The 22,603-nt window shown below is 27.7% G+C and carries 17 protein-coding genes, 1 pseudogene and 1 riboswitch; of the genes and pseudogenes, 10 read left to right on the top strand and 8 right to left on the bottom strand.

Annotation, left to right across the window (positions count from 1 at the left end):
• Positions 1–144: 144 nt before the first annotated feature.
• Positions 145–2,004, bottom strand: coding sequence for a glycerophosphodiester phosphodiesterase (locus tag BN346_RS09725; protein ID WP_040328238.1), 1,860 nt, complete (start codon positions 2,002–2,004; stop codon positions 145–147).
• 584 nt (positions 2,005–2,588) lie between these two features.
• Between BN346_RS09725 and BN346_RS09720 the strand changes: the two genes are divergently transcribed.
• The 9 genes and pseudogenes from BN346_RS09720 to BN346_RS09685 all read left to right on the top strand — a co-directional run bounded on the left by BN346_RS09720 (position 2,589) and on the right by BN346_RS09685 (position 12,739).
• Positions 2,589–2,849: an ATP cone domain-containing protein gene (locus BN346_RS09720; protein WP_040328236.1), complete on the top strand. Its 261-nt coding sequence runs from the start codon at positions 2,589–2,591 to the stop codon at positions 2,847–2,849.
• 105 nt (positions 2,850–2,954) lie between these two features.
• The gene (locus BN346_RS09715) at positions 2,955–3,521 is read left to right on the top strand and encodes a glycerol-3-phosphate responsive antiterminator (RefSeq protein ID WP_040328235.1); all 567 of its coding nucleotides are present in this window, start codon (positions 2,955–2,957) and stop codon (positions 3,519–3,521) included.
• Positions 3,522–3,688: 167 nt separating this feature from the next.
• Positions 3,689–5,191 (top strand): glycerol kinase GlpK, encoded by a 1,503-nt coding sequence (gene glpK, locus BN346_RS09710; RefSeq protein WP_040328234.1) that lies wholly within the window; start codon positions 3,689–3,691, stop codon positions 5,189–5,191.
• Positions 5,192–5,208: 17 nt separating this feature from the next.
• Positions 5,209–6,648: an NAD(P)/FAD-dependent oxidoreductase gene (locus BN346_RS09705; protein WP_040328233.1), complete on the top strand. Its 1,440-nt coding sequence runs from the start codon at positions 5,209–5,211 to the stop codon at positions 6,646–6,648.
• 101 nt (positions 6,649–6,749) lie between these two features.
• Positions 6,750–8,009 (top strand): NAD(P)/FAD-dependent oxidoreductase, encoded by a 1,260-nt coding sequence (locus BN346_RS09700; protein WP_040328232.1) that lies wholly within the window; start codon positions 6,750–6,752, stop codon positions 8,007–8,009.
• 4 nt (positions 8,010–8,013) lie between these two features.
• The gene (locus tag BN346_RS09695) at positions 8,014–8,361 is read left to right on the top strand and encodes a DUF1667 domain-containing protein (RefSeq protein ID WP_040328231.1); all 348 of its coding nucleotides are present in this window, start codon (positions 8,014–8,016) and stop codon (positions 8,359–8,361) included.
• Between the two features lie 544 nt (positions 8,362–8,905).
• Positions 8,906–9,847, top strand: coding sequence for a carbohydrate kinase family protein (locus tag BN346_RS09690; RefSeq protein WP_040328229.1), 942 nt, complete (start codon positions 8,906–8,908; stop codon positions 9,845–9,847).
• A 213-nt stretch (positions 9,848–10,060) separates the two neighbouring features.
• Positions 10,061–10,243: pseudogene (locus BN346_RS22345) on the top strand (heavy-metal-associated domain-containing protein); the annotation flags it as partial.
• A 357-nt stretch (positions 10,244–10,600) separates the two neighbouring features.
• The gene (locus BN346_RS09685) at positions 10,601–12,739 is read left to right on the top strand and encodes a heavy metal translocating P-type ATPase (protein ID WP_074432697.1); all 2,139 of its coding nucleotides are present in this window, start codon (positions 10,601–10,603) and stop codon (positions 12,737–12,739) included.
• 52 nt (positions 12,740–12,791) lie between these two features.
• Here BN346_RS09685 and mgtA read toward each other — a convergent pair whose 3' ends face one another.
• The 7 genes from mgtA to BN346_RS09650 form a co-directional block, all read right to left on the bottom strand.
• Complete coding sequence (mgtA, locus tag BN346_RS09680; protein ID WP_040328225.1) at positions 12,792–15,437, bottom strand: magnesium-translocating P-type ATPase; 2,646 nt, start codon at positions 15,435–15,437, stop codon at positions 12,792–12,794.
• Between the two features lie 395 nt (positions 15,438–15,832).
• Positions 15,833–15,993, bottom strand: a riboswitch (M-box (ykoK) riboswitch).
• Positions 15,994–16,250: 257 nt separating this feature from the next.
• On the bottom strand, positions 16,251–17,105 hold the full coding sequence (locus tag BN346_RS09675) for a nucleoside hydrolase (protein ID WP_040328223.1): 855 nt from the start codon (positions 17,103–17,105) through the stop codon (positions 16,251–16,253).
• A 22-nt stretch (positions 17,106–17,127) separates the two neighbouring features.
• The gene (locus tag BN346_RS09670) at positions 17,128–17,787 is read right to left on the bottom strand and encodes a TVP38/TMEM64 family protein (protein WP_040328222.1); all 660 of its coding nucleotides are present in this window, start codon (positions 17,785–17,787) and stop codon (positions 17,128–17,130) included.
• Between the two features lie 7 nt (positions 17,788–17,794).
• Positions 17,795–18,934, bottom strand: a complete 1,140-nt coding sequence (locus BN346_RS09665; RefSeq protein WP_040328220.1) for a (Fe-S)-binding protein — start codon at positions 18,932–18,934, stop codon at positions 17,795–17,797.
• Positions 18,927–19,604, bottom strand: a complete 678-nt coding sequence (locus BN346_RS09660; RefSeq protein ID WP_051540249.1) for a TIGR04282 family arsenosugar biosynthesis glycosyltransferase — start codon at positions 19,602–19,604, stop codon at positions 18,927–18,929. The genes BN346_RS09665 and BN346_RS09660 overlap by 8 nt, the downstream gene beginning before the upstream one ends.
• Before the next feature lie 16 nt (positions 19,605–19,620).
• A complete protein-coding gene (locus BN346_RS09655) occupies positions 19,621–20,622 on the bottom strand; it encodes a phosphotransferase (RefSeq protein WP_040328219.1) in 1,002 nt (333 codons plus the stop codon).
• Between the two features lie 14 nt (positions 20,623–20,636).
• Complete coding sequence (locus BN346_RS09650; RefSeq protein ID WP_040328217.1) at positions 20,637–21,311, bottom strand: TIGR04283 family arsenosugar biosynthesis glycosyltransferase; 675 nt, start codon at positions 21,309–21,311, stop codon at positions 20,637–20,639.
• A gap of 222 nt (positions 21,312–21,533) precedes the next feature.
• Here BN346_RS09650 and BN346_RS09645 point away from each other — a divergent pair, with 222 nt between their 5' ends.
• Positions 21,534–22,526 (top strand): sulfurtransferase, encoded by a 993-nt coding sequence (locus BN346_RS09645; protein ID WP_040328216.1) that lies wholly within the window; start codon positions 21,534–21,536, stop codon positions 22,524–22,526.
• Positions 22,527–22,603: the final 77 nt, after the last annotated feature.

Genomic DNA, 22,603 nt, shown 5'->3' with positions numbered 1-22,603 from the left:
CAAAAAAAGTCTTATGAGAAATAAATAAGCATAAACGATTACAACAAAGGAAAGCCTGCAATTAGGGCAAAAAAAAATAATATGTATTTTAATAAAATATTAATTTAATATAAAAAAAATGAATAAATAAATTTATTCATTTTTTTATAAGTTTTTTAGTTTTAAGTTAGAATTAATTAAATCATAAAGTTCAGATATTAAAGATTCTTCCTTTATTGATTTTATTGATGATTTTGCAATATCTACTTCATCCGTTATTACACCATCAACACCCATATAATAATATTCTTGTATAGATGTAGAATCATTTGCAGTCCAAACATAAATATCTTTGTTTAATAGTTTAGATGCTAAAATTAATTTTTTATTTACAACAGATTCTTCAACAGATAAAAAATCCACATCTAAAAATTCAACTTTAGGAAATCCAGTAAGTACTATATATCCAACTTTAAGTTTAGGACATTTTGATTTTACTTCTTTTAAAATATCATAGTTTGTAGATTGAACTATACATTCATTATAGAAATCATTCTTATCTAATATAGATAGAAATTTTTCTATAAAATCTTTTTCATTTCCATGAAGTTTAAGCTCTAAATTGAGTTTGATTTTACCTTTACTATACTTAAGCACTTCATCTAATGTACTTATTTCACCTTCAAAATTATCTTGATATAGCTTAATATTTTTAAGTTCTGACAATGTTAAATCAGATACATTTAAGTTTTCTTTTGCTAATCGTTTCAAGTTATTATCATGTATAACTACAATATTGCCATCTTTGCTTTGAAGCAAGTCAATTTCAGCATAATCTGCATTAGAATTTATAGCAGCATCTATGGATTCAATGGTATTTTCAACACCATATTTTATATATCCTCTATGGGCCATAACATCAAATGTATTAAGTTTATCATTTATTAGAAAAATGATTTGACTATCAACAACTATGGAAACTGTAAGCATTATGAGAATTGCAGGAAATATAAATAATGATAGAATTAAACTTTTATGTTTGACTACAAAGCTTTGTTTTTTATCCTTTTCTGTAAAAGTTATATTATCAATACATATATTTTCTTTATCACAGTGATCTAAATATAGTTTAGTTAAAGTATTAATTATTATTGGAGTAGTTATTGTCATTAATAAATAATATAGACTTAAGCAAATAATAAAAACAATTGTTGGAGCAAGTTTATGACTTAAATTCTTGTTGAAAATCCAAATGAAAAAACAAGCTATAAAAACTAAAATGAATGCAAGGATTACGAAACTTATTAAAAAAATTAATATTGAAAGTATTAACATTAGTAATGTTTTTAAATAGTTCTTTTTTACAATCTGGCTACTTCTTTTAGCTGCAACTTTAAAACTTTTGGCACCTTCTAAAAGTATTACATGTATGGAATATATCCATCTTATATTAAAATATAAAATTAATATTATTAATCCAAAATATAATAATGTACCTACAAATGTTTTTCTCAATTCACCAGATACAAACCTTGGAATAGATAATGAAGGAAGTACTGATGAACTAGCTCCAAAATTAAATAATGGAACAAGAAGTATTAAATATAATCCCATCTGTAAAGCACCTACTGCAAAAAGTGGTTTTATGTTAAAAAATGATTTTTTTAATGCCGAAACTAAGTTTATTTTCTTTTTTTTATTACTAAAATAAGAAATTATTATCAGAACTGAGAATTCAAGAAAAATAAAAATCATCATTATAGGACTAAGAACTAATAATGAAAGAAGACCATATTTACTAAGTGCAAACCTTAAAATCTCAGAATTGGTTAAACTATTAAAACCGGATAAGGATATTAATTTATTAAATATTAAAGAGACAAAGGGAATAAAAAGGCATATAGATAAAATTTTATAAATTGCTTCAAAAAGGAGATTTTCCCAATAAGCGAATTTTAGATTTTCGTATACGGTTGATAATGTATTTACTAAATAGCTATTTTTAAATTTATCGAATAATTTCATAAAAAAACCTCTTTGTTTGTATAAATTTTTAATAAGTATATATGTTATTTCATTATAAAAATAAAATAAATTTATCTTTATATTAAATATTAACAAAAATAATATATTTTACACTATTATAAATGTATTGTTATAAAAAATAAAATTTTATTATTTTAAAATCAAACATATACAAGAAATATTATATATAGGTTTGTTTTAGGTTATAGGGTTCCAAGTTCAAATTTTAAATAACATCTTTATCAAATGATATTATTAAGTTTATAGTTTATTTCTATTTTTACATTTAGAACCAATTTAAATTTTCCATTTTCAATTAAATTAATTAGAATTTTCAATTGAAACATGAATAACTTAAAGTTTCAATTTGTATTACTATATATTCACTTTAGATTTTTGAATATTTAAGCTTATTTTTATGAATTTATAAGTATTATTTATGAATATTGGCAAAATATATTTATAAAACTAATTATGTATATACAATTTAAAATTAAGTTATTTATGTTTTACGTGATAAGTCCTTAAAACACTATATAAAAAATTATTGATTATGATTAGGAAGAAGTAAAGGAGCTGTGAAAATGAAATTAATAAAGAAAGATGGAAGATTGGAAGAGTTTAATGAAGATAAAATAAAAATAAGCATTGAAAATGCATCAGATGATTCAGAGGGGATGTTAACAGAATCTGATGTAGATATAATAATTAATGATGTAATGAGTATACTAAATAATTTAAGACATGATGATGCTACATCAAGTTATGAGGTGAAGGGTGTTGTTATTAGCGTGCTTTCTAAAGATAGGTTTAAAAAAATAGCTGAAGAGTATGCAAAACATTAGTTTGAAAAGTATGTTAAAAAATAGATTTTTCAACACTATATATTTTTTTTTCACTTTATATTATAATAGAGTATATTAATAAATAATTTTGAAAAGGTTGGTTATATGAAGAACGAATTTTATGATGCATTATTTGAATTTCCAACAGTGGCAGCTATAAAGGATGTAGATGGATTAGATTTTGCATTAAAATCTGATGTAAAAGTAGTTTTTGTATTATTTGGAGATATATGCAACATAGAAAATATTGTTAAACAAATTAAAGATAGTGATAAAATAGCAATAGTTCACATAGATTTAATTGATGGTTTAGCTAACAGAGATGTAGCAGTCAACTTTTTAAAAGTTAATACATTAGCAGATGGAGTTATAAGTACTAAAGCCAATATAATAAAGAAGGCTAAGGAAGTTGGATTTATAACGGTTCAAAGATGTTTTATACTAGATTCATTATCATTAGAAGCTAGTAAAAGATATATGAACTCTGGATATGCTGATGCAATTGAAATATTACCAGGAGTAATGCCGAAAATAATTAAAAAGATAGTTGATGAGGCTACACTTCCTATTATTGCTGGAGGGCTTATAGAAGATAAGGAAGATATAATATTAGCACTTCAAGCGGGTGCAACTGCAGTGTCATCTACTAAAAAAGAGATATGGCTTGAATAAGGTTTATATAAATTAAATATTTTATGTAGTTAAGAGATTGAGAGAAAAGCTACAAAAACAAAACACCTTAAATTAGGAGGTGTGTTGTTTTTGTAGCTTTTATTATTAATTAATAAAGTAAATAGAGTTTAGAAATATATATATAAAGTTTTATGGAGGATTTAATTATGGAGAAGTATATTGTTGCATTAGATCAAGGAACAACGAGTTCGAGAGCTATTGTTTTTGATAGGGATCAAAATATTTTAGAGATAGCTCAAAAAGAAATAACACCTATATACCCTAAAAAAGGATGGGTTGAACAAGATCCAATGGAGATATTTGCATCTCAGTATGGAGTTTTAACAGAAGTCTTAGCAAAAACAGGACTTTTAGCTGAAAATATAGCAGCTATAGGAATTACAAATCAAAGGGAAACAACTGTTTTATGGGATAAAACAACAGGGAGACCTGTTTATAATGCCATAGGATGGCAGTGCAGAAGAACTGCTGATATATGTGACAAAATAAAGGAAGCTGGATTTGAAGATTATATAAAAGAAAATACAGGACTTGTAGTAGATGCTTATTTTTCAGCTACTAAAATAAAGTGGATACTTGATAACGTTGAAGGCGTAAGGGAAAAGGCTGAAAATGGAGATATTTTATTTGGAACTGTGGATACATGGCTTGTTTGGAAACTTACAAATGGAAAAGTTCATGTAACTGATTATACTAATGCATCAAGAACAATGCTTTTTAACATAAAAACATTGCAGTGGGATAAGAAACTTTTAGAGTTTTTAAATATTCCAGAAAGTATATTACCAGAGGTAAGAAATAGTAGTGAAGTTTATGGAAGAACAAATCTAGGTGGAAAAGGTGGAACTAGAGTTCCTATAGCAGGAATGGCGGGAGACCAACAAGCAGCTTTATTTGGTCAAGCTTGCTTTGAAAAAGGTTCAGCTAAAAACACTTATGGAACAGGTTGTTTCTTACTTATGAATACTGGTGATGAAATGATAAAAAGTAAGAATGGATTAATCACAACAATAGCAATAGGAATTGATAATAAAGTTGAATATGCTCTAGAAGGTAGTGTTTTCATAGGTGGAGCAATTATTCAGTGGTTAAGAGATGAACTTAGAATAGTTAATGAAGCAAGTGATACTGAGTATTTTGCTAAAAAGGTACATGATAATGGTGGAGTTTATATAGTTCCAGCATTTACTGGGCTTGGTGCTCCTTATTGGGATATGTATGCAAGAGGAGCAATATTAGGACTAACAAGAGGAACTAATAGGAATCATATAATTAGGGCATCTCTTGAATCTATAGCATATCAAACTAAAGATGTTATAGATGCAATGGTTGAAGATACAGGAATGGATTTAAGAGAGTTAAAAGTAGATGGTGGAGCTAGTTCAAATGGATTTTTACTACAGTTCCAATCAGATATATTAGGGAAAAAAGTAAGAAGACCACTTATAAGAGAAACAACTGCGTTAGGAGCGGCTTATCTTGCTGGACTTGCAGTTGGCTTCTGGGAAAGTAAAGATGAAATCAAAGATAAGTGGAATATAGATACTGAATATAAATGTAACTTAGATGATGAAACAGCTGAAAAACTTTATAAAGGATGGAAGAAGGCTGTTGTAAGAGCTAAGGATTGGGAAGAAAAGGACTTATAGGGAGGAAAATAATAATTATGTATGATGTAGTTGTAATAGGAGCAGGAATAATAGGTGCGTCAGTAGCAAGAGAACTTTCAAGGTATGATTTAAAAGTAAAGGTGTTAGATAAAGAAAATGATGTAGCAAACGGAACAACTAAGGCTAATAGTGCTATAGTTCATGCTGGATATGACCCTTGTAATGGAACATTAATGGCAAAAGTAAATGTAAAAGGAAATGAAATGTTTGAGGATTTATGCAAAGAGTTAGACATTCCTTTTAAAAGAAATGGTTCATTAGTAGTTGCATTTTCAGATGAAGAATTAGTAACTTTAAATGATTTATGTGAAAACGGTAAAAGAAATAATGTAAAAGGGTTAAAAGTTTTAAATAGAGAAGAAGTTTTAGAACTTGAGCCAAATTTAAATAAAAATTTAAAGGGAGCATTATATGCACCAACTGGAGGAATTGTAGGACCATGGGAATATACTATAGCTTTAATAGAAAATGCTATAACAAATGGTGTAGAGCTACAGTTAAACTCAAAAGTTACATCAATAGAAAAATGTGATGGGTCATATAAGATTCATGTAAATAATGAAGATGAGTTTATAGAAACAAAGTATATAGTAAATGCAGCAGGTGTTTATGCAGATAAAATACACAATATGGTTGGAAGTGCTGATTATGATATTTTCCCAAGAAGGGGACAATATTATGTAATGGATAAAAGTGAAGGAAATCTTGTTTCTAAAACTATATTCCAGTGTCCAAATAAATTAGGAAAAGGAGTATTAGTTACTCCAACAGTTCATGGAAACTTATTAGTAGGACCAGATGCTGAAGATATACAAGATAGAGAAGAAGTTGGAACAACAAAAGAAGCACTAGATTTTGTAAGAGAAAAAGGTGTTTTATCTGTTGAAGGAATATCATTTAGAGATAGTATACGAAACTTCGCTGGATTAAGAGCTCAATCTACAAGACCAGATTTTATAATTGAAGAAGCTAAAGATGCAAAAGGATTTATTGATTTAGCAGGTATGAAGTCACCAGGATTGTCTTCAGCACCAGCTATAGCATTAGAAGCTATAGATATATTAAAAAATTGTGGATGTGAATTAAATAAAAAAGTAGATTTCAATGGTGAAAGAAAGCAAGTTATATTCATGGAACTTACAACAGAAGAAAAAGCTAAGTTAATAAAAGAAAATCCAGCATACGGCAGAATAATATGCAGATGTGAAAATATAACTGAAGGTGAAATTATAGATAGCATAAGAAGACCTGCGGGAGCAACAACTGTGGATGGTGTTAAGAAAAGATGTAGACCAGGAATGGGAAGATGTCAAGGTGGGTTCTGTGGACCAAGAGTTCAAGAAATATTATCAAGGGAATTGAATAAGGACTTAAAAGAAATAGTACTTGATAAAAATAATTCATATATCTTAACACAAGAAACAAAAATAAAATAAATTTTGAGCTTAGAACTTGTAATTAGATGTAGGAGACAAAATCAAAATTTATTATATTTAATTTTGATTTTAAGACCTATAAAACGTAGGAGGAGTAGAGAATGAATTATGATTTAGTTGTAATAGGTGGAGGCCCAGCAGGACTTGCAGCAGCACTAGAAGCTTATAATAATGGAATAGAAAATATATTAATAATAGAGAGAGATAAAGAACTTGGTGGTATATTAGAGCAATGTATACACAATGGATTTGGACTTCATACTTTTAAAGAAGAGTTAACAGGCCCAGAATATGCTGAGAGATTTATAGAGATGCTTAAAGATACAAAGGTTAATGTTAAGCTAGATACAATGGTTTTAGAAATTACAGACAATAAAGAAATCCATGCAATAAACTCTGAGGAAGGATATATGATTATAAGTGCTAAAGCAATAGTGCTTTCTATGGGATGTAGAGAAAGAACTAGAGGTGCAATAGCAATTCCAGGAGATAGACCAGCTGGAATATTCACAGCAGGGGCAGCGCAAAGATATGTAAATATGGAAGGCTACATGGTGGGTAAAAATGTAGTTATATTAGGTTCTGGAGACATTGGTCTTATAATGGCAAGAAGAATGACTTTAGAAGGTGCTAAAGTTCATGCAGTTGTAGAACTTATGCCTTACTCAAATGGATTAAATAGAAATATAGTTCAATGCTTAAATGACTATGATATTCCACTATATCTTTCACATACAGTAACAGATGTAAAAGGTGATGGAAGACTCGAAAAGATAGTTATATCTAAAGTTGATGAAAATAGAATGCCTATAAAAGGAACTGAAAAGGAATTTGATTGTGATACATTACTTCTTTCAGTAGGGTTAATTCCAGAAAATGAATTATCTAAGAAGGCTGGAATAGAAATTGATAAAAGAACTAATGGACCATTAGTTAATGAGTTAATGGAAACAAGTATAGATGGAGTTTTTGCTTGTGGTAATGTAGTTCATGTTCATGATTTAGTTGATTTTGTAACAGAAGAAAGTAAAAAAGCAGGTTTAAATGCAGCTAAATATATAAAAAATGAAGTTGAAAACAATGAAAACTATATATATTTAAAGAATGGAAATGGAATAACTTACACAGTTCCACAAAAGATTAGACTTGAAAATATAGATAAAGGAATAAATGTATTTATGAGAACTAATGCAGTAAGACATGATGTTTTTATAAAGGTTAAAGCAGGAGATAAAGAGTTATTAAGCTTTAAGAGACCACATATGGCACCAGCAGAAATGGAAAAAATAATGTTACCTAAAGTTAAACTTGAGGGAATAGATGTAAATGAGATAACAATTTCTGTTGAAGGGGAGGCATAATAAAATGATTAAAGAGTTAATTTGTATAGTATGTCCAAAGGGATGTCACTTAGAGATAGATGTAGATAATGATTATAAAGTTACAGGAAATGCATGTCCAAGGGGAGCAGAATATGGAGTAAAGGAATTAACAGCGCCAACTAGAGTAATAACATCAACTGTAAAAATAGATGGTGGAATTCATAGAAGACTTCCAGTAAAAACAAATGGAGCAATTCCTAAGGAACTAAACTTTAAATGTATGGAGCTTTTAAATGAAATTGAAGTTAAATCACCAGTTAAAGTTGGAGATATAATAATTAAAAATGTGTTAAACACAGGAATAGATTTAATAGCTACAAGAAATATGTAGTCTAAGTTAATTTGAAATTTTATAGGGTTATGAGTTTATAAAAATAAATTCATAATCCTATATTTACTTGGTGGAATTATAAGTATAGAATCATTCAATTTATTTGATTTTAAATAGTAGAATAAGATTTAAATTCCAATAAACTATAAAAAATTATAAAAATTTTTTCCAAATGTCACGAAAATGTCAAAAATAATTGATTATTGTTGAATATTAAGTTATTATTGAATATGTGACAATTTTAAATTTAATTAGCATTAAATTAGTATGTATGACCTAATTTATGCTTTATTTTTTTATAGATGGTTTATTTAAACATTATAAAACAATTTTATAATCAAATCGGGATTTAGAGGGTTCCAAGTTGGCTTAAACTATTCATTCAAAAACTTGGACACCCGAAATAGTGAGACATGCTCAAAGCTACTTTTAATTCAATAATTCATCTTATAAGTTAGAAGAATTTTAGGTTTATGTATAAATTTAAACAAGAGCTTGTCTATCTATACAAATAGTATTTTAAGGTATTTACAGGAGGAAGAGAATGGATAAGGATAACAATTCATACGTATTGGTACTTGGAATATCAATAATAGATATTTTAGGATTTTGCGGTAATAAATATAAACCGTCAGATTCAATACCAGGTAACATAAAAGTATCTTTCGGTGGTGTTTGTAGAAATATAGCAGAGAATTTAGCAAGAGTAGATGTTAATACTCAATTTATATCTGTTGTAGGCGACGACAAAAATGGTAAAGATATATTAGATCATTCTAAACAAATAGGATACTGTATGGAGAATTCACTAGTTCTAGAAAACAGCAGTACACCAACATACATGGCAATTTTAAATGAAGATGGCGAGATGATGTCAGCGGTAGTAGACATGGAGAGTGCCAATAAATTAGATGAGGAATTTATTAATTCTAAAGCAGACATAATTAGAAATTCTGAATATACAATTGTTGATTCAGATAATCCAAAATTATTAGAATACATATTAAAAAAATTTGAAGGGGAAACTAATTTTATATTAGATCCTATATCTTCAGCAAAGGCTGAAAGAATAAAACACTTAATACCATATTTTCATACTATAAAACCAAATAGATATGAAGCGGAAGCTTTATGTGGATTTAAAATAAAAAATATGGAAGATGCTAAAATGGCAGGAAAATGCCTACTTCAAAAAGGCGTAAAAAATGTATTTATAAGTTTAGATGCTGATGGCGTTTATTATTGCAACAATGAATGTTGTGGTCTTGTAAAAAGTGAACAAGTTAAAGTGAAAAATGTTACAGGTGCGGGAGATTCATTTGTTTCAGGAATAGCGTATGGATATATGCATAATCTTTCTATGGATGATATAGTTAAAACAGCAATAGCTATGTCTATTATAACTATAAGACATGAAGAAACTATAAATCCTAATATGAGTATAGAATTAGTACAAAAAACAATAGAAGAATTACAATGGAATTAAATTTATACATAAGAAAAGCAAGGCAAAACTAGAAATATAGTCTAGTTTTGCCTTGCTTTTTAATATGGTTTAAAGAATATTAAAAGAACAATATAAGCAAAATAAATTTAAATATTTTAACAAAAATTCATTGACATATTTAAGGGTAAAGGAGTATTATAATATTAACAATTGAACAATCGTTCATATGTTCAATTATGGAGGTGGGTAAATATGATGAAAAAGTTAAATCTCGAAAACTTGCATTGTGCAAATTGCGCTTCAAAAATAGAAAATAAACTTAAGAAGTTAGATAATATAAAAGATATTTCAGTTAATTTCATGAATAAAAATATTGTTTTTGAGTTAGAAAATGATGATTTATATAATGAAACATTAGTTAATATAAAAAATGTTGTAAAAAAAATAGAACCAGATGTAAAGGTAGTAGAATCAAAAACAAAGAGAATTTCTAATACAAATAATCAAGGAAAAAATATAATAAATGCTTCTTTTGTAAAGAATAAGAATATAGAACATCACCATGAGAGTTGTGGGTGTAATGGAGAACATCATAGCCATAATAATGAAGAATGTGGATGTGGAGAAGAACATTATCATTCTCATGAAGGCTGTGGATGTGGTGAAAAACATGATCATGATAGTGAAGCTTGCTGTTGTGGACATGACCATAATGAAAGTCATGAGCATAGTCATGATGGATGTTCATGTGGAATAGCACATGATGAAGTGTCCAGTATAAGCATAAAAGAAATAAAGAAAAATAAAGTTGAATTAGTATTAGAAGGCTTAGATTGTGCAAATTGTGCATCAAAAATAGAAAATAGGGTTAAAAATATTGTAGAGGTAAAAGAAGCAACATTAAACTTTATGAATAAGACTCTTATATATCAATATAATGATGAAAAAAATGTATCTAAGATAAATGATGAAATAAAAGCTATAGTTAAAAAGCTAGAACCAGATGTTAAAGTAATAGAAAAGAGTGAAGTTAAAGAGAAAAAAGAAGAAGTGAAAAGCAAAGGGAAAACTTCAATATATAAAGAAAATAGAAAAGAAATAAATAAAATAATAATAGCAGGAGTAATATTTGCAGTAGGACTTATAGGAAACTTTGATAATACAATAGAATTTGTAATATTCTTAGCTGCATATTTAATAATTGGTGGAGAAATTGTTTTAAGAGCAGTAAAAAATATTTTAAGAGGACAGGTTTTTGATGAAAATTTCTTAATGACAATTGCTACAATAGGTGCATTTGGAATTAAGGAATATCCAGAGGCAGTAGGAGTAATGCTTTTTTATCAAGTAGGAGAGTTATTTCAACATGTTGCAGTAAATAATTCAAGAAAATCAATTTCAAGTTTAATGGATATAAGACCTGATTTTGCAAATTTAAAAAGAGGAAATGAAATAGTTGTTGTATCACCAGAAGAAGTTTCAATAAATGAATTTATTGTAGTTAAACCAGGTGAAAAAGTTCCACTTGATGGAGTGGTAATAGATGGACATACAATGGTTGACACTTCAGCATTAACAGGAGAGTCAATGCCAAGGAGTATAGAAAATGGTGATGAAGTTTTAAGTGGATTTATAAATCAAAGTGGTGTTATAACAGTTAAAGTAACTAAAGATTTTGGAGAATCTACTGTATCAAAGATACTTGATTTAGTTCAAAATGCAAGTAATAGAAAAGCTAAAGCTGAAAACTTTATAACTAAATTTGCTAAGTATTATACACCAATAGTTGTAATATCAGCATTAGCATTAGCAATAATACCACCACTTGTAGTTCAAGGTGAGGTATTCAGTGATTGGCTTTATAGAGCATTAACATTCTTAGTTATATCTTGTCCTTGTGCATTAGTCATATCAATTCCATTAGGATTCTTTGGTGGAATTGGTGCAGCATCTAAGAATGGTATATTAATTAAAGGTAGTAACTACTTAGAAATATTAAAAGATATAGATACTGTTGTATTTGATAAAACTGGAACACTTACAAAAGGCAAGTTTAGTGTAACAGAAGTAAATACTTTTAGTGGATATGATAAAGAAGATTTATTAAAATATGCAGCATATGCTGAAAGTTTTTCTAATCACCCAATAGCATTATCAATAGTTAATGCTTATGGAAAAAATGTAGATAATTCTAAAATAGAAAAACATGAGGATATTGCAGGACACGGAATTATAGCACACGTTGAAGGTCGTGAAGTTATAGCTGGAAATCATAAAATGATGGTTAAAAGCAATATAGATTTTAAGGAAACAGATTCTGTTGGAACTGTTGTATATGTTGCTATTGATAAAATTTGTGTAGGTTCAATAGTTATTGAAGATACAGTTAAAGATGATGCAAAAGAAGCAATATCAAAACTTAAGAAAAATGGTGTTAGAAACACTGTGATGCTAACTGGAGATAATGAAAAAGTAGCATTAAAAGTAGCAAAAGAATTAAATTTAGATAAAGTTTATTATGAATTATTACCTCAAAACAAAGTAGAAAAACTAGAAGAAATAGATAGCAAAAAAGAGAAAAATAAAAAAGTTGCATTTGTTGGTGATGGAATAAATGATGCGCCAGTTCTTGCAAGAGCAGATATAGGAATAGCAATGGGTGGACTTGGTTCAGATGCGGCTATAGAAGCAGCTGATGTTGTTATAATGACAGATGAACCATCTAAAATAGCTACAGCTATTAATATATCAAGAAGAACAAGAAAAATAGTTATTCAGAATATAGTGTTTGCATTAGGAATAAAAATATTATTCTTAGTCCTAGCAGGAATGGGAGTTGCAACAATGTGGGAAGCTGTATTTGCAGACGTAGGAGTTTCAATAATAGCTATACTAAATGCAATGAGAGTTATGGGGTATAAAAAATATTAATAAGTATAAAAAATAGCTAAGTGGATTAATCTACTTAGCTATTTCATTGTAATTATAGCCAACTGTTAAATTTTTTTATATATAATGTTTTTACAAATTGTGTTACTATGCAGTAAAAGAATAAAATACCTATAAGCCATGGAAAATAAGATAATGGTAAAGGTTGCAATCCTATTGAAGCACCAAAGCTTGTAAATGGAATATAGATGCCAGATATCATTATAAAGACTGTTAATAAAAGAACAGGAGTTGTAGCTCTACTTTGAATAAATGGTATTTTTTTAGTCCTAATCATATGCACTATAAGTGTTTGTGATAGTAGCCCCTCAACAAACCAGCCTGATTGGAATAAAGATTGCATTTCTGGAACATTTGCCTTAAATACAAACCACATAACAAGGAAAGTAGTTATATCAAATATAGAACTTATTGGTCCTACAAATATCATAAATCTTCCTATGTCATCTGCATTCCATTTTTTCGGTGTTCTTAAATATTCTTTATCCATAGTGTCCCATGGAATAGCTATTTGAGAAATATCATAGAAAAGATTTTGTAATAAAAGGTGTATAGGAAGCATAGGCAAAAATGGTAAAAATGCACTTGCAACTAATACACTAAATACATTACCTAAGTTTGAGCTTGCAGTCATTTTTATATATTTTATTATATTACCAAAGATTTTCCTGCCTTCTATAACACCTTCTTCTAAAACCATTAAACTTTTTTCAAGCAAGATTATATCAGCAGATTCTTTTGCTATATCCACAGCAGTATCAACAGATATACCAACATCTGACTGACGAAGAGCTGCAGCATCATTAATACCATCACCCATATAACCAACAGTATGACCTTTATCTTGAAGTATTTTAATTATTCGTGATTTTTGAAGAGGTGAAAGCTTAGCAAAAATATTAGTGGTGTCTACTATAGAAGATAATTTTTCATCACTCATATTATCTAATTCTGTACCAAGAACTACGTTACTAACTTCTAGACCAACTTGTGAACATATTTTTTTAGTTACTGAATCATTATCACCTGTTAATACTTTTACTTCTACACCATTATTGTGTAATGCTTTTATTGCAGCTGTTGCAGATTCTTTTGGTGGATCTAAAAATCCAATATAACCCATAAGAACCATGTCACTTTCATCACTTACGCTAAAGTTACTTTCATCTGGAATGTTATTTTTCTGTGCAACTGCAATAACTCTCATACCATCACTGTTTAGTTTTTCTACCATACTTAGAACTTTGTTTTTTATTTTATCAGTAAGTTCCACAACCTCACCTTTATATTCAGCATAGGAACAACTTGCAAGCATCTCCTCAACAGCACCCTTTGTTATAAGTTGTCTTTTTCCTTCATGGTTTTTTAAAACTACAGACATTCTTCTTCTAGAAAAATCAAATGGGATTTCATCTACTTTTATATAATCTTTTTCAAGTTTATTAAATCCATTAGTTAGTCCATGTTCTAAAATTGCAACATCCATTAAATTACGTAAACCTGTTTGATAAAAACTATTTAAATAACCATGTCGTAAAACTCTTAAATCCTCTTCACCATGTATATTTAAATGTCTTTCAACAACTATTTTATCGCAAGTTAAGGTACCTGTTTTATCAGTACATAATACATCCATTGCTCCAAAATTTTGTATGGCATCAAGTTTCTTTACTACAGTTTTATGTTTTGCCATAACAACAGCACCTTTTGCAAGGTTGGTTGTAACAATCATTGGGAGCATCTCAGGAGTAAGACCTACAGCAATTGAGATTGCAAAAATTAGTGCTTCTAACCAATCTCCTTTTGTAAATCCATTTATAAAAAAGACTATAGGAACCATTATAAGCATAAATTTTATAAGTAATACACTTACACTATTTACTCCCTTTTCAAAACTAGTTTGAGATTTAGTTCCTGACAAAGTTAATGCCATTGAACCCAAGTAAGTGTCGTTTCCAGTGGCTACAACAACAGCTATTGCACTTCCACTTATAATATTAGTACCTAATAAACACATATTATCAAGGTCAGTAACAGTTAAATCTTTAGTATCATTTTTTACTGTTGCATATTTCTCCACAGGTTCAGACTCACCAGTTAAAGAAGATTGACTAATAAATAAGTCTTTGCTAGTTATTAGCCTTACATCAGCAGGTATCATATCTCCAGCTGCAAGATATACTATATCTCCAGGCACTATGTCTGTCATGTTTATTTCTTTAACTCCAGATTCGCTTCGACATACAGCAGCAGTTGTTTTTACTAGTGCTTTTAATTGTTGAGCAGCTTTCCCAGATTTGAATTCTTGGAAAAACTGTAGAAGGCCACTTAGTGTTACCATTATTGTTATAACAGCTACAGTTGTAAAATTCCTTTCTGATGAAGGGACAAGTATAACATCTGTAATTAAGGATACTATAGCAAGTACTATTAACACTAAAATAAAAGGATTAATAAAAACTTTAAGTAGTTGAATATACCATGGTGATGGTTTTTCATGGGAAAGTTCATTTAACCCATAAATTTCAGATCTTTTTTCCACTTCTTCTTTAGATAGTCCTTTAAATCCTGTATCTAGACTTTTATAAATTTTGTCTAAATCCATTTTACTAAAATCAAAAATTTTATTTGTGGAGTAATTTGCATTACTTTGTGTGTTCACTTTTCTTCTTCTTATCATAATTCACACCTCCAAATTCTTAAAAAAGGCAATAGAAAATTAAAGGTTAATAAATACATTTTTTAAAAACCTAATGTAATATTTCTATATAGTTTTAGTATTTTTTATATTTATAATACTTGTGAATTGATATTAGTAAAGAAACAGTGAAGATTATATAGATGTGATTCTATTAAATGTATTTACTTTATAACATGAAATTTTATAAGATAAGGCCACATTCTAATTAGTTAAAAAGACTGGATGTGACTAAATAATATATTAAATTTTTGTCATAAAGATGTGAATCTTCACTGTCTAAACTACTACCGCCAACTTCCATTCTTTTTCACCTCCAATATTTTTAAAAATAAAACAAAAAAACTTCGTTAACTTGAACGTAACGAAGGCATATAACAACACTTTCTCGTTCAAGTTTTGGCTCTGCAAGGCAATGAAGTTGCATTAGGTTAAGCCTTCTTTGTTCGGCAAAACCTGCTGACCAGTTCAGAATGTTTCCATACTTTTACGGCAGCAACCCGTATCCTTGTAGTAACCTCACCTACCGAGGTAATATTTATTTATATAAAAAGTATAGCTTTATTTATTTTATATGTCAATCTGAAATTTTTAACAAATTCTAAAATTATCAATATTTTAAAATATCTTAATTAGAATGTTATAGTTATAATAAATTAAACAAAGGCTATATAAATATTATATTTAAAATTGAAAAAAATGTTAAAAAGTTAATAAACAAATTTTAATATATAGTTAGAAAGAGGTATTTGAAATTAATTTATAAAATTTGGATTTCAAATACCTCATGATAAATTATAGATTTTTTAATGAGTCTATAAATACTTTGTTAAATTCATTTAAATTTATTATGCTAGAAGGCATATTAATTTCTTTACCATGTGAATTTATTTTAAGAAGTCCTTTAGATAAGTCACTTATAGAACTTTTTATAGAAATTATTTCATTTTTAAATAATTTAGGATTAGTTATGTATATTGCAGCTGCAACATCCCAGTTACAAAATCCTTTAAATCCAGTTATGGATTCATTTCTTTCACACCATGGCAAAATTTTGTCATATATATAGTTAAGAACTTCAGATTCACTATTTTTAAATTCTTCAAGTTCATTGTGAGAAAATAGTGCTTCCATAGTTGTATGTCCATTTAAAATAGAAATTTTTGCATTAGAATTTATAACATTATATGTGGCTTCGGCATCACATGAAAAGTTCAATTCATTTATAAGCTGACCATCTACAATAAGGGGCTTAGTTATGCCTCCCATTAATACAATTTCTTTTACGTTATCAAAGAAATCATTGTCATAAAGGTATGCACCATAAATATTAGTTAGTGCCCCTGTTGCTAGTACTATTATTTCATGAGGATTCTTTTTAACAGTAGTAGCTAAAAATTTGCTAGCTTCACTAATTCGATTATTTTTATCTTCAGTACCTTTATAAGGGTTTAGATTTAAATTTAAATCCTTTATTAAATCTAATGTAGTTGAATAAACAACATCTAAGGAATTATTTCCATAGGTTAATGTTAAACCTTCAAGACTAATATCTTTTCTACCTAGTAAATATAAAAGCGTAAGCCCATCATCTACATCACAATTAGGAAATCCCATAGTGTTATCACAATCAAAAATTATTTTTTTCATATATAATCTCCATTTCCCGATTTTAATTTTCAATTTGCTTTTTAGCAAGTAGCTTTTTCTTAAAGAATAATGATAATGCAAAAAGAAGAACTAATAGGAGAATAGCTATTAAAAACTCTGGCGATTTAAAATCCAGTGATTTATCTCCTAAATTTGAGAAAATAACTACTCCAGGAATGATACCTATAGCAGTTGCAGCTAGAAAATTTTTGTATTTTATTCCGGATAATCCAGAGCCATAGCTTATAATATCAAATGGAACTAATGGAATTAATCTTAAAATCAAAACAGAGTAAAATTCCCTATGTCCCTTTGATAGAAAATCAAGTTTATGTTTATTTTTAGTAAGTTTTAATATAACATCTTTACCTAAGTAATATGCAATAAAATAAGCTAAACTTCCACCTATTAATGCACCAATCATAGTGTATATTGTACCTTTAACAAGACCAAATGCCATTCCACTAGCAATAGCAAGAACTGAGTCAGGAAAAAATGTCAGTGGTACAAGTGCAAAAAGAATTATGTAAATTATAGGAGCAATACGGCCAAAAGAGTTTATAAAAACTTTTATTTGTTCAGGTGAACAATTTCTTAGAAACTCAGTATTTTTACATAACAACATAATAACTATGATTAAAAAAATAATAAACAAAATTTTATTTAAAGTACTTTTTTTCATTAAATAATCACTTCCTAACTAGTTTCTTAAATTTAGAAGCTACGGTGTATCTATTTTGCCAATTAGAAATAGTTGACATATTTAAACTATCTCTATTCTTTAGTGTTTCATTAGATTCAAATATTAACTCCAATATGTGATAAGCTGTTTTAGCTGAATTATTGACTGTACCAAGACAACCACCACAATAAGTCACAACTCGTTTAGATTTTAATTGATTCAAGGAGTTAACTTTTATCTTGTTAGAAAGATTAGGGTTGCTTAAGTGAACAAGACCACCAAGACCACAACAAGTATTGGAAACTTTAGGATTATCAAATTTATATCCAAGACGACACATTATATAACGAATACCATCCTGTATTTCATTATAATCAAGTCCTTGGCATGAATCTTTTATAGAAAACTCTAACTCTGAATCTTTACCTTTCAAAATTTCAGACTTCGGAATATCAAATTCTTTAAATAAAGCCCATAAAGAAGTAATTTTGAGTTCAGGAGCTTCTTGTTTTAATATTTTAAAGCAAGATTGGCAAGCTGTAATAATTTCAATGTCTCCATTATTAAATTTTTTTAATTCTTCAACAAAAGAATGAAATTTTTTATTAAATAAATCTCTTTTCCCTAAATCAAGAGTTGGTTTATTGCAGCAATTAAGTATCAAACCTAAGTTATCTATATGTTCACTTAAATATTTATAAGTTTTTAAAGATAAATCATTTCCATAACCATTAAGGGAGCAACCAGGCATAAAAAATATTTTAGTTTTAACATTTCCTAAAATACCCGTAAAAACTTTTTTATTACTGAAATATTGGTGAAATTCCATAATTTTAGCATTGTTTATAGGAGGTATACCTTTGTTTTTAGTTGTTATTTCCTCTCTAAGACTTTGAAAAACATCACCCATATTTATATCTTTGGGGCATTCACGTTTACAACAACCGCATAAACTGCAATAATAAGGCATTATTTCATTAATTTTTTTTGTCTCATTTAGATCGTTTAAAAAGTCTTTTGGAGAGTTACAGTATTCTTGAAGAAAAATACAACTTTTAACACACTTTTTACAGTTAATACAATCATTTTTGTACTTTTTGAATATAGGTAAATCTATGGTTTTAGTAACTTCAAAGTTATTATTCATATTTTATCCTTTCTTCTAAATTTAAGCTTTTAGCAAATTTAAATGTGTAACCTAAATTAGTATCACATTCAATATATTTAATTAAATCACTAATAGTATCAATATCATTTAATTCAGTGGTTAGTTCATAAGTTTTATTAAAAAAACTTATAGTTTCTATTGTATTTTCAAAAACCGTATCATGGCCCCAATTCATAGGAGATGTGAGTACATCATCAATTGGATTAGAGCATCCAATTAAATAATAACCACCATCTAAAGTTGGAGCCAGTACAATATCATTACTATTTAATATTTTAAATCCATTAAAGATGATAGTACTATCTATATTAGGGATGTCAGAGCCAGTTAAAATTACTTTTTCATAACCCTTAGATAATAATAAATTTATAGAATTATTCATTTTTTCTCCAAGTGATTGCCCTTCTTGAGGAAAGGAGCTAATAAAGTTTGGACATAAATTAAGAAGTTCTGAAGGATTTCCATCATTAGAGTAACTTAAAAAAACATCTACATTTTCTTTTAGATTTTCACTCATAAGAAACAAATCTAAAAGAAACATTTTATGAATATTAGAGCATTCATCTCCAGTTAAATAAGGCATTAATCTAGTTTTAGTTTTGCCACTTACGGGAACTCGTGAAAAAATTATGTAAGCATTTTTTTTCATAAATAATCTCCTGTTTCTATATTTTAAAATCAATATACTCTTTTAATAAATTATTTATAAACTCTTTATTAAGATATTGCTGAATTTTATTGAAAATCTCATCATTTCTTATTAATTTCTCTTCAGTTTGATATTTTACAAGTGCCATAGCACACCAACTTAAAGCTCTAAGATATAGATAAGGATTGTAAAGATTTATAGACTCTTTTATATCCTTAAAATTAAAATTTGTTTTATTACAATAAAGCTTTAAAAAGTCATCTTTATCTTTAGTATTTATTAAATGGTTACTTCTCCAAAGTGTTGTAGTATCAGCTAAAAATTGAGTTAAATCCTGACATGGATGACTTATAACAGGTTTTTCCCAATCTATTAAATAGCTATTTTCTCCAATTATAAAGTTATGTGAATTTACTTCTGTATTGTTAAGTACTAATAAATCATTATTAATAAAGTATTTTTCAAGGAATTTATTTTTTTCACACCAATTTAGGTAATTATGAAAAAATCTTTTTAAATCTAAGTTAGGAATTGGGCTGTTAAAGAAATCTTTTAAAAGCCAAGAACTTTCATTTATCCTATCGCTCATTATATTAGTTTCAACTATAAGACCTGAATTTTTAGGCATATTTAGTGTATGTATTTTACTAAATATGCAAGCTGCTTTATGAAGATCTGTAGAATAATTTAAAGGAACTCCATTTAAAAATTCCATGATAAGTATTCCAAAATCAAAGGATTCTTTAGTACCATCTACATATAATGGTCTAGGAGTTACAGTAGATTCTTTTAATATTTTTAAAGCGTTAAATTCATATTCTATTTGATTATCAAGGTTAAGTTGACTAGCTGTATTTATTCTAAAAACGTATTTATTTTTGCTATCTTCAATTTTGTAATTAATATTGTATTCACCTTGAGCTAAAAATGAAATATTAAAATTTTCTTCTAAATTTAATTTTTTATATAAGTTATTACTTAAAAGATAGTTTCTTATTTTAAAATCTAAATTTTCCATTATAAGTTCTCCAGTTATCTTATATTTTTATATATTTTAGCTAATTTTTCAGGGGGAGTTCCAAGCATATATAATATTTTAATTTTATGCATCATAAGGTGAGTTTTTACTGTTCCACCAGCTTTAAAACGTCTAGCTGATGTTCCTATTGGTGTTTTTAAAACTTTAGTTTTGCCCAGCATTTTTAATCTAGTAGAAAACTCCCAATCTTCCATTAAATCCATATGTTTAAAGCCATTCATTTTTTCAAAAATATCTCTTCTTATAAATAAACCTTGGTCACCAAAAATTAACTTTAAATACTTTGCTCTAATGTTTGAAGTATAAGAGATATATTTTAAGAATGGAGTTGTATAATCATAAAACATTAGGGAAAAACAGCCTCCAATATAACCTTCATTTATTGTCATATAAATTTCATCAAGACTATTTGATGAAATTTTTGAATCACAATGTAAAAACCACAGTATATCACCATTTGAATGCTTAACACCATAATTTAATTGATTAGACCTTCCTCGTGGAGAGTCTAAAACAGTAGCATATTTAGATGCTATTAACTTGGTTTTATCTGTACTACCACCATCTACTATTAAAATTTCTTTATCCAATTTTATTTCTTTAAGAGATTTTAATAATGGCTCAATATTTTTTTCTTCATTTAATGTAGGAATTATAATTGAAATCATAAAAAAACCTCCTCATATTTCAATGCAATTATAACATAATGACCGTTGATAAAAGATAATGATTGTCACTTAAAGATATTTAAAATATCAATAGATATAGAATTTCTATTTTCTTTTCAAATAATGCTTAAATAATTATAAAATATGTTGTTTAAAGTATAAAAAGTTGTAAAATTAAGAGGTAATATGGGTTATACATGTTAAAGATGGAGGGAATTAAAAATGTTAAGAAGAAATACAAAAATAATTTCATTAATATGTGCGACTATCTTATCAGTTTCACTACTAGCAGGATGTTCATCATCAAATGAAAAGAGTGAAAATACAAGCTCAAATGCAAAAGTAGAAGAAAAAGTTGATGATAGCAAAGAGAAAAAAGATACAAACGAGAAATATGTAAATGAAGAATACATAGTAAGTATAGATTGGTTAAAAGAAAATTTAAATAGTGATAAAGTTATAATAGTAGATACTAGAGATAATAAAGATTATAAAAAAGGACATATAAAGAATGCTATAAATGTAACATGGCAAGATTTATCCAATATGGAAGGCAAAGGCGGAGATGAAAAGTGGGCAACTTTATTAGAAAAAGATGCACTTTCTGCTAAGTTATCTGAACTTGGACTATCTAAAGATAAGACAATAGTTTTATATACAAGTAAAAATGGTTGGGGTGAAGATGGAAGAGTGGAATGGTCACTTAAATCAGCTGGATACAATGACGTTAAAATGCTAAATGGTGGAATAGATTTATGGGAAAGCGAAAAACTTGAAACATCTAAAGATGATGTGCCATTTAAAAAAGCGGAAGTAAAAGTTGATAAAATTGATGAAAGTTTAAATATAACAACTGATGAATTAAAAGGTAAAGTAGATAAAATTAAAGTAATAGATACAAGAGAAAAAGATGAATATGAAGGTGCAACAAAATATGGTGAAGCTAGGGGAGGACATATTCCTGGAGCTATAAACATAACATTTAACACTTTATATAATGAAGATGGAACTTTAAAATCACAAAGTGAAATAGAAAAAATTATGACTGATAATGGAATTAAAAAAGATGATGAAATAGTAACATATTGCACATCAGGTATACGTTCAGGTCATATGGCTATGGTTTTAAAATTAGCAGGATATGAAAATGTTAAAAATTATGATCAATCATATATAAGATGGGCTGCAATAAATGACTTAAAAGTTGAAAAATAGAGATAATAAGGCATATGGATTTATAATTCATGTGCCTTTTTTATTATATATAATGATAATTCTAGAGTAAAAAAATA

Source organism: Clostridium ihumii AP5 (assembly GCF_000612845.1).
Classification (GTDB): Bacteria; Bacillota; Clostridia; order Clostridiales; family Clostridiaceae; genus Clostridium_J; species Clostridium_J ihumii.
The sequence above is the reverse complement of the archived record's forward strand: the minus strand, read 5'-3'. Positions and strand labels throughout refer to the sequence as shown.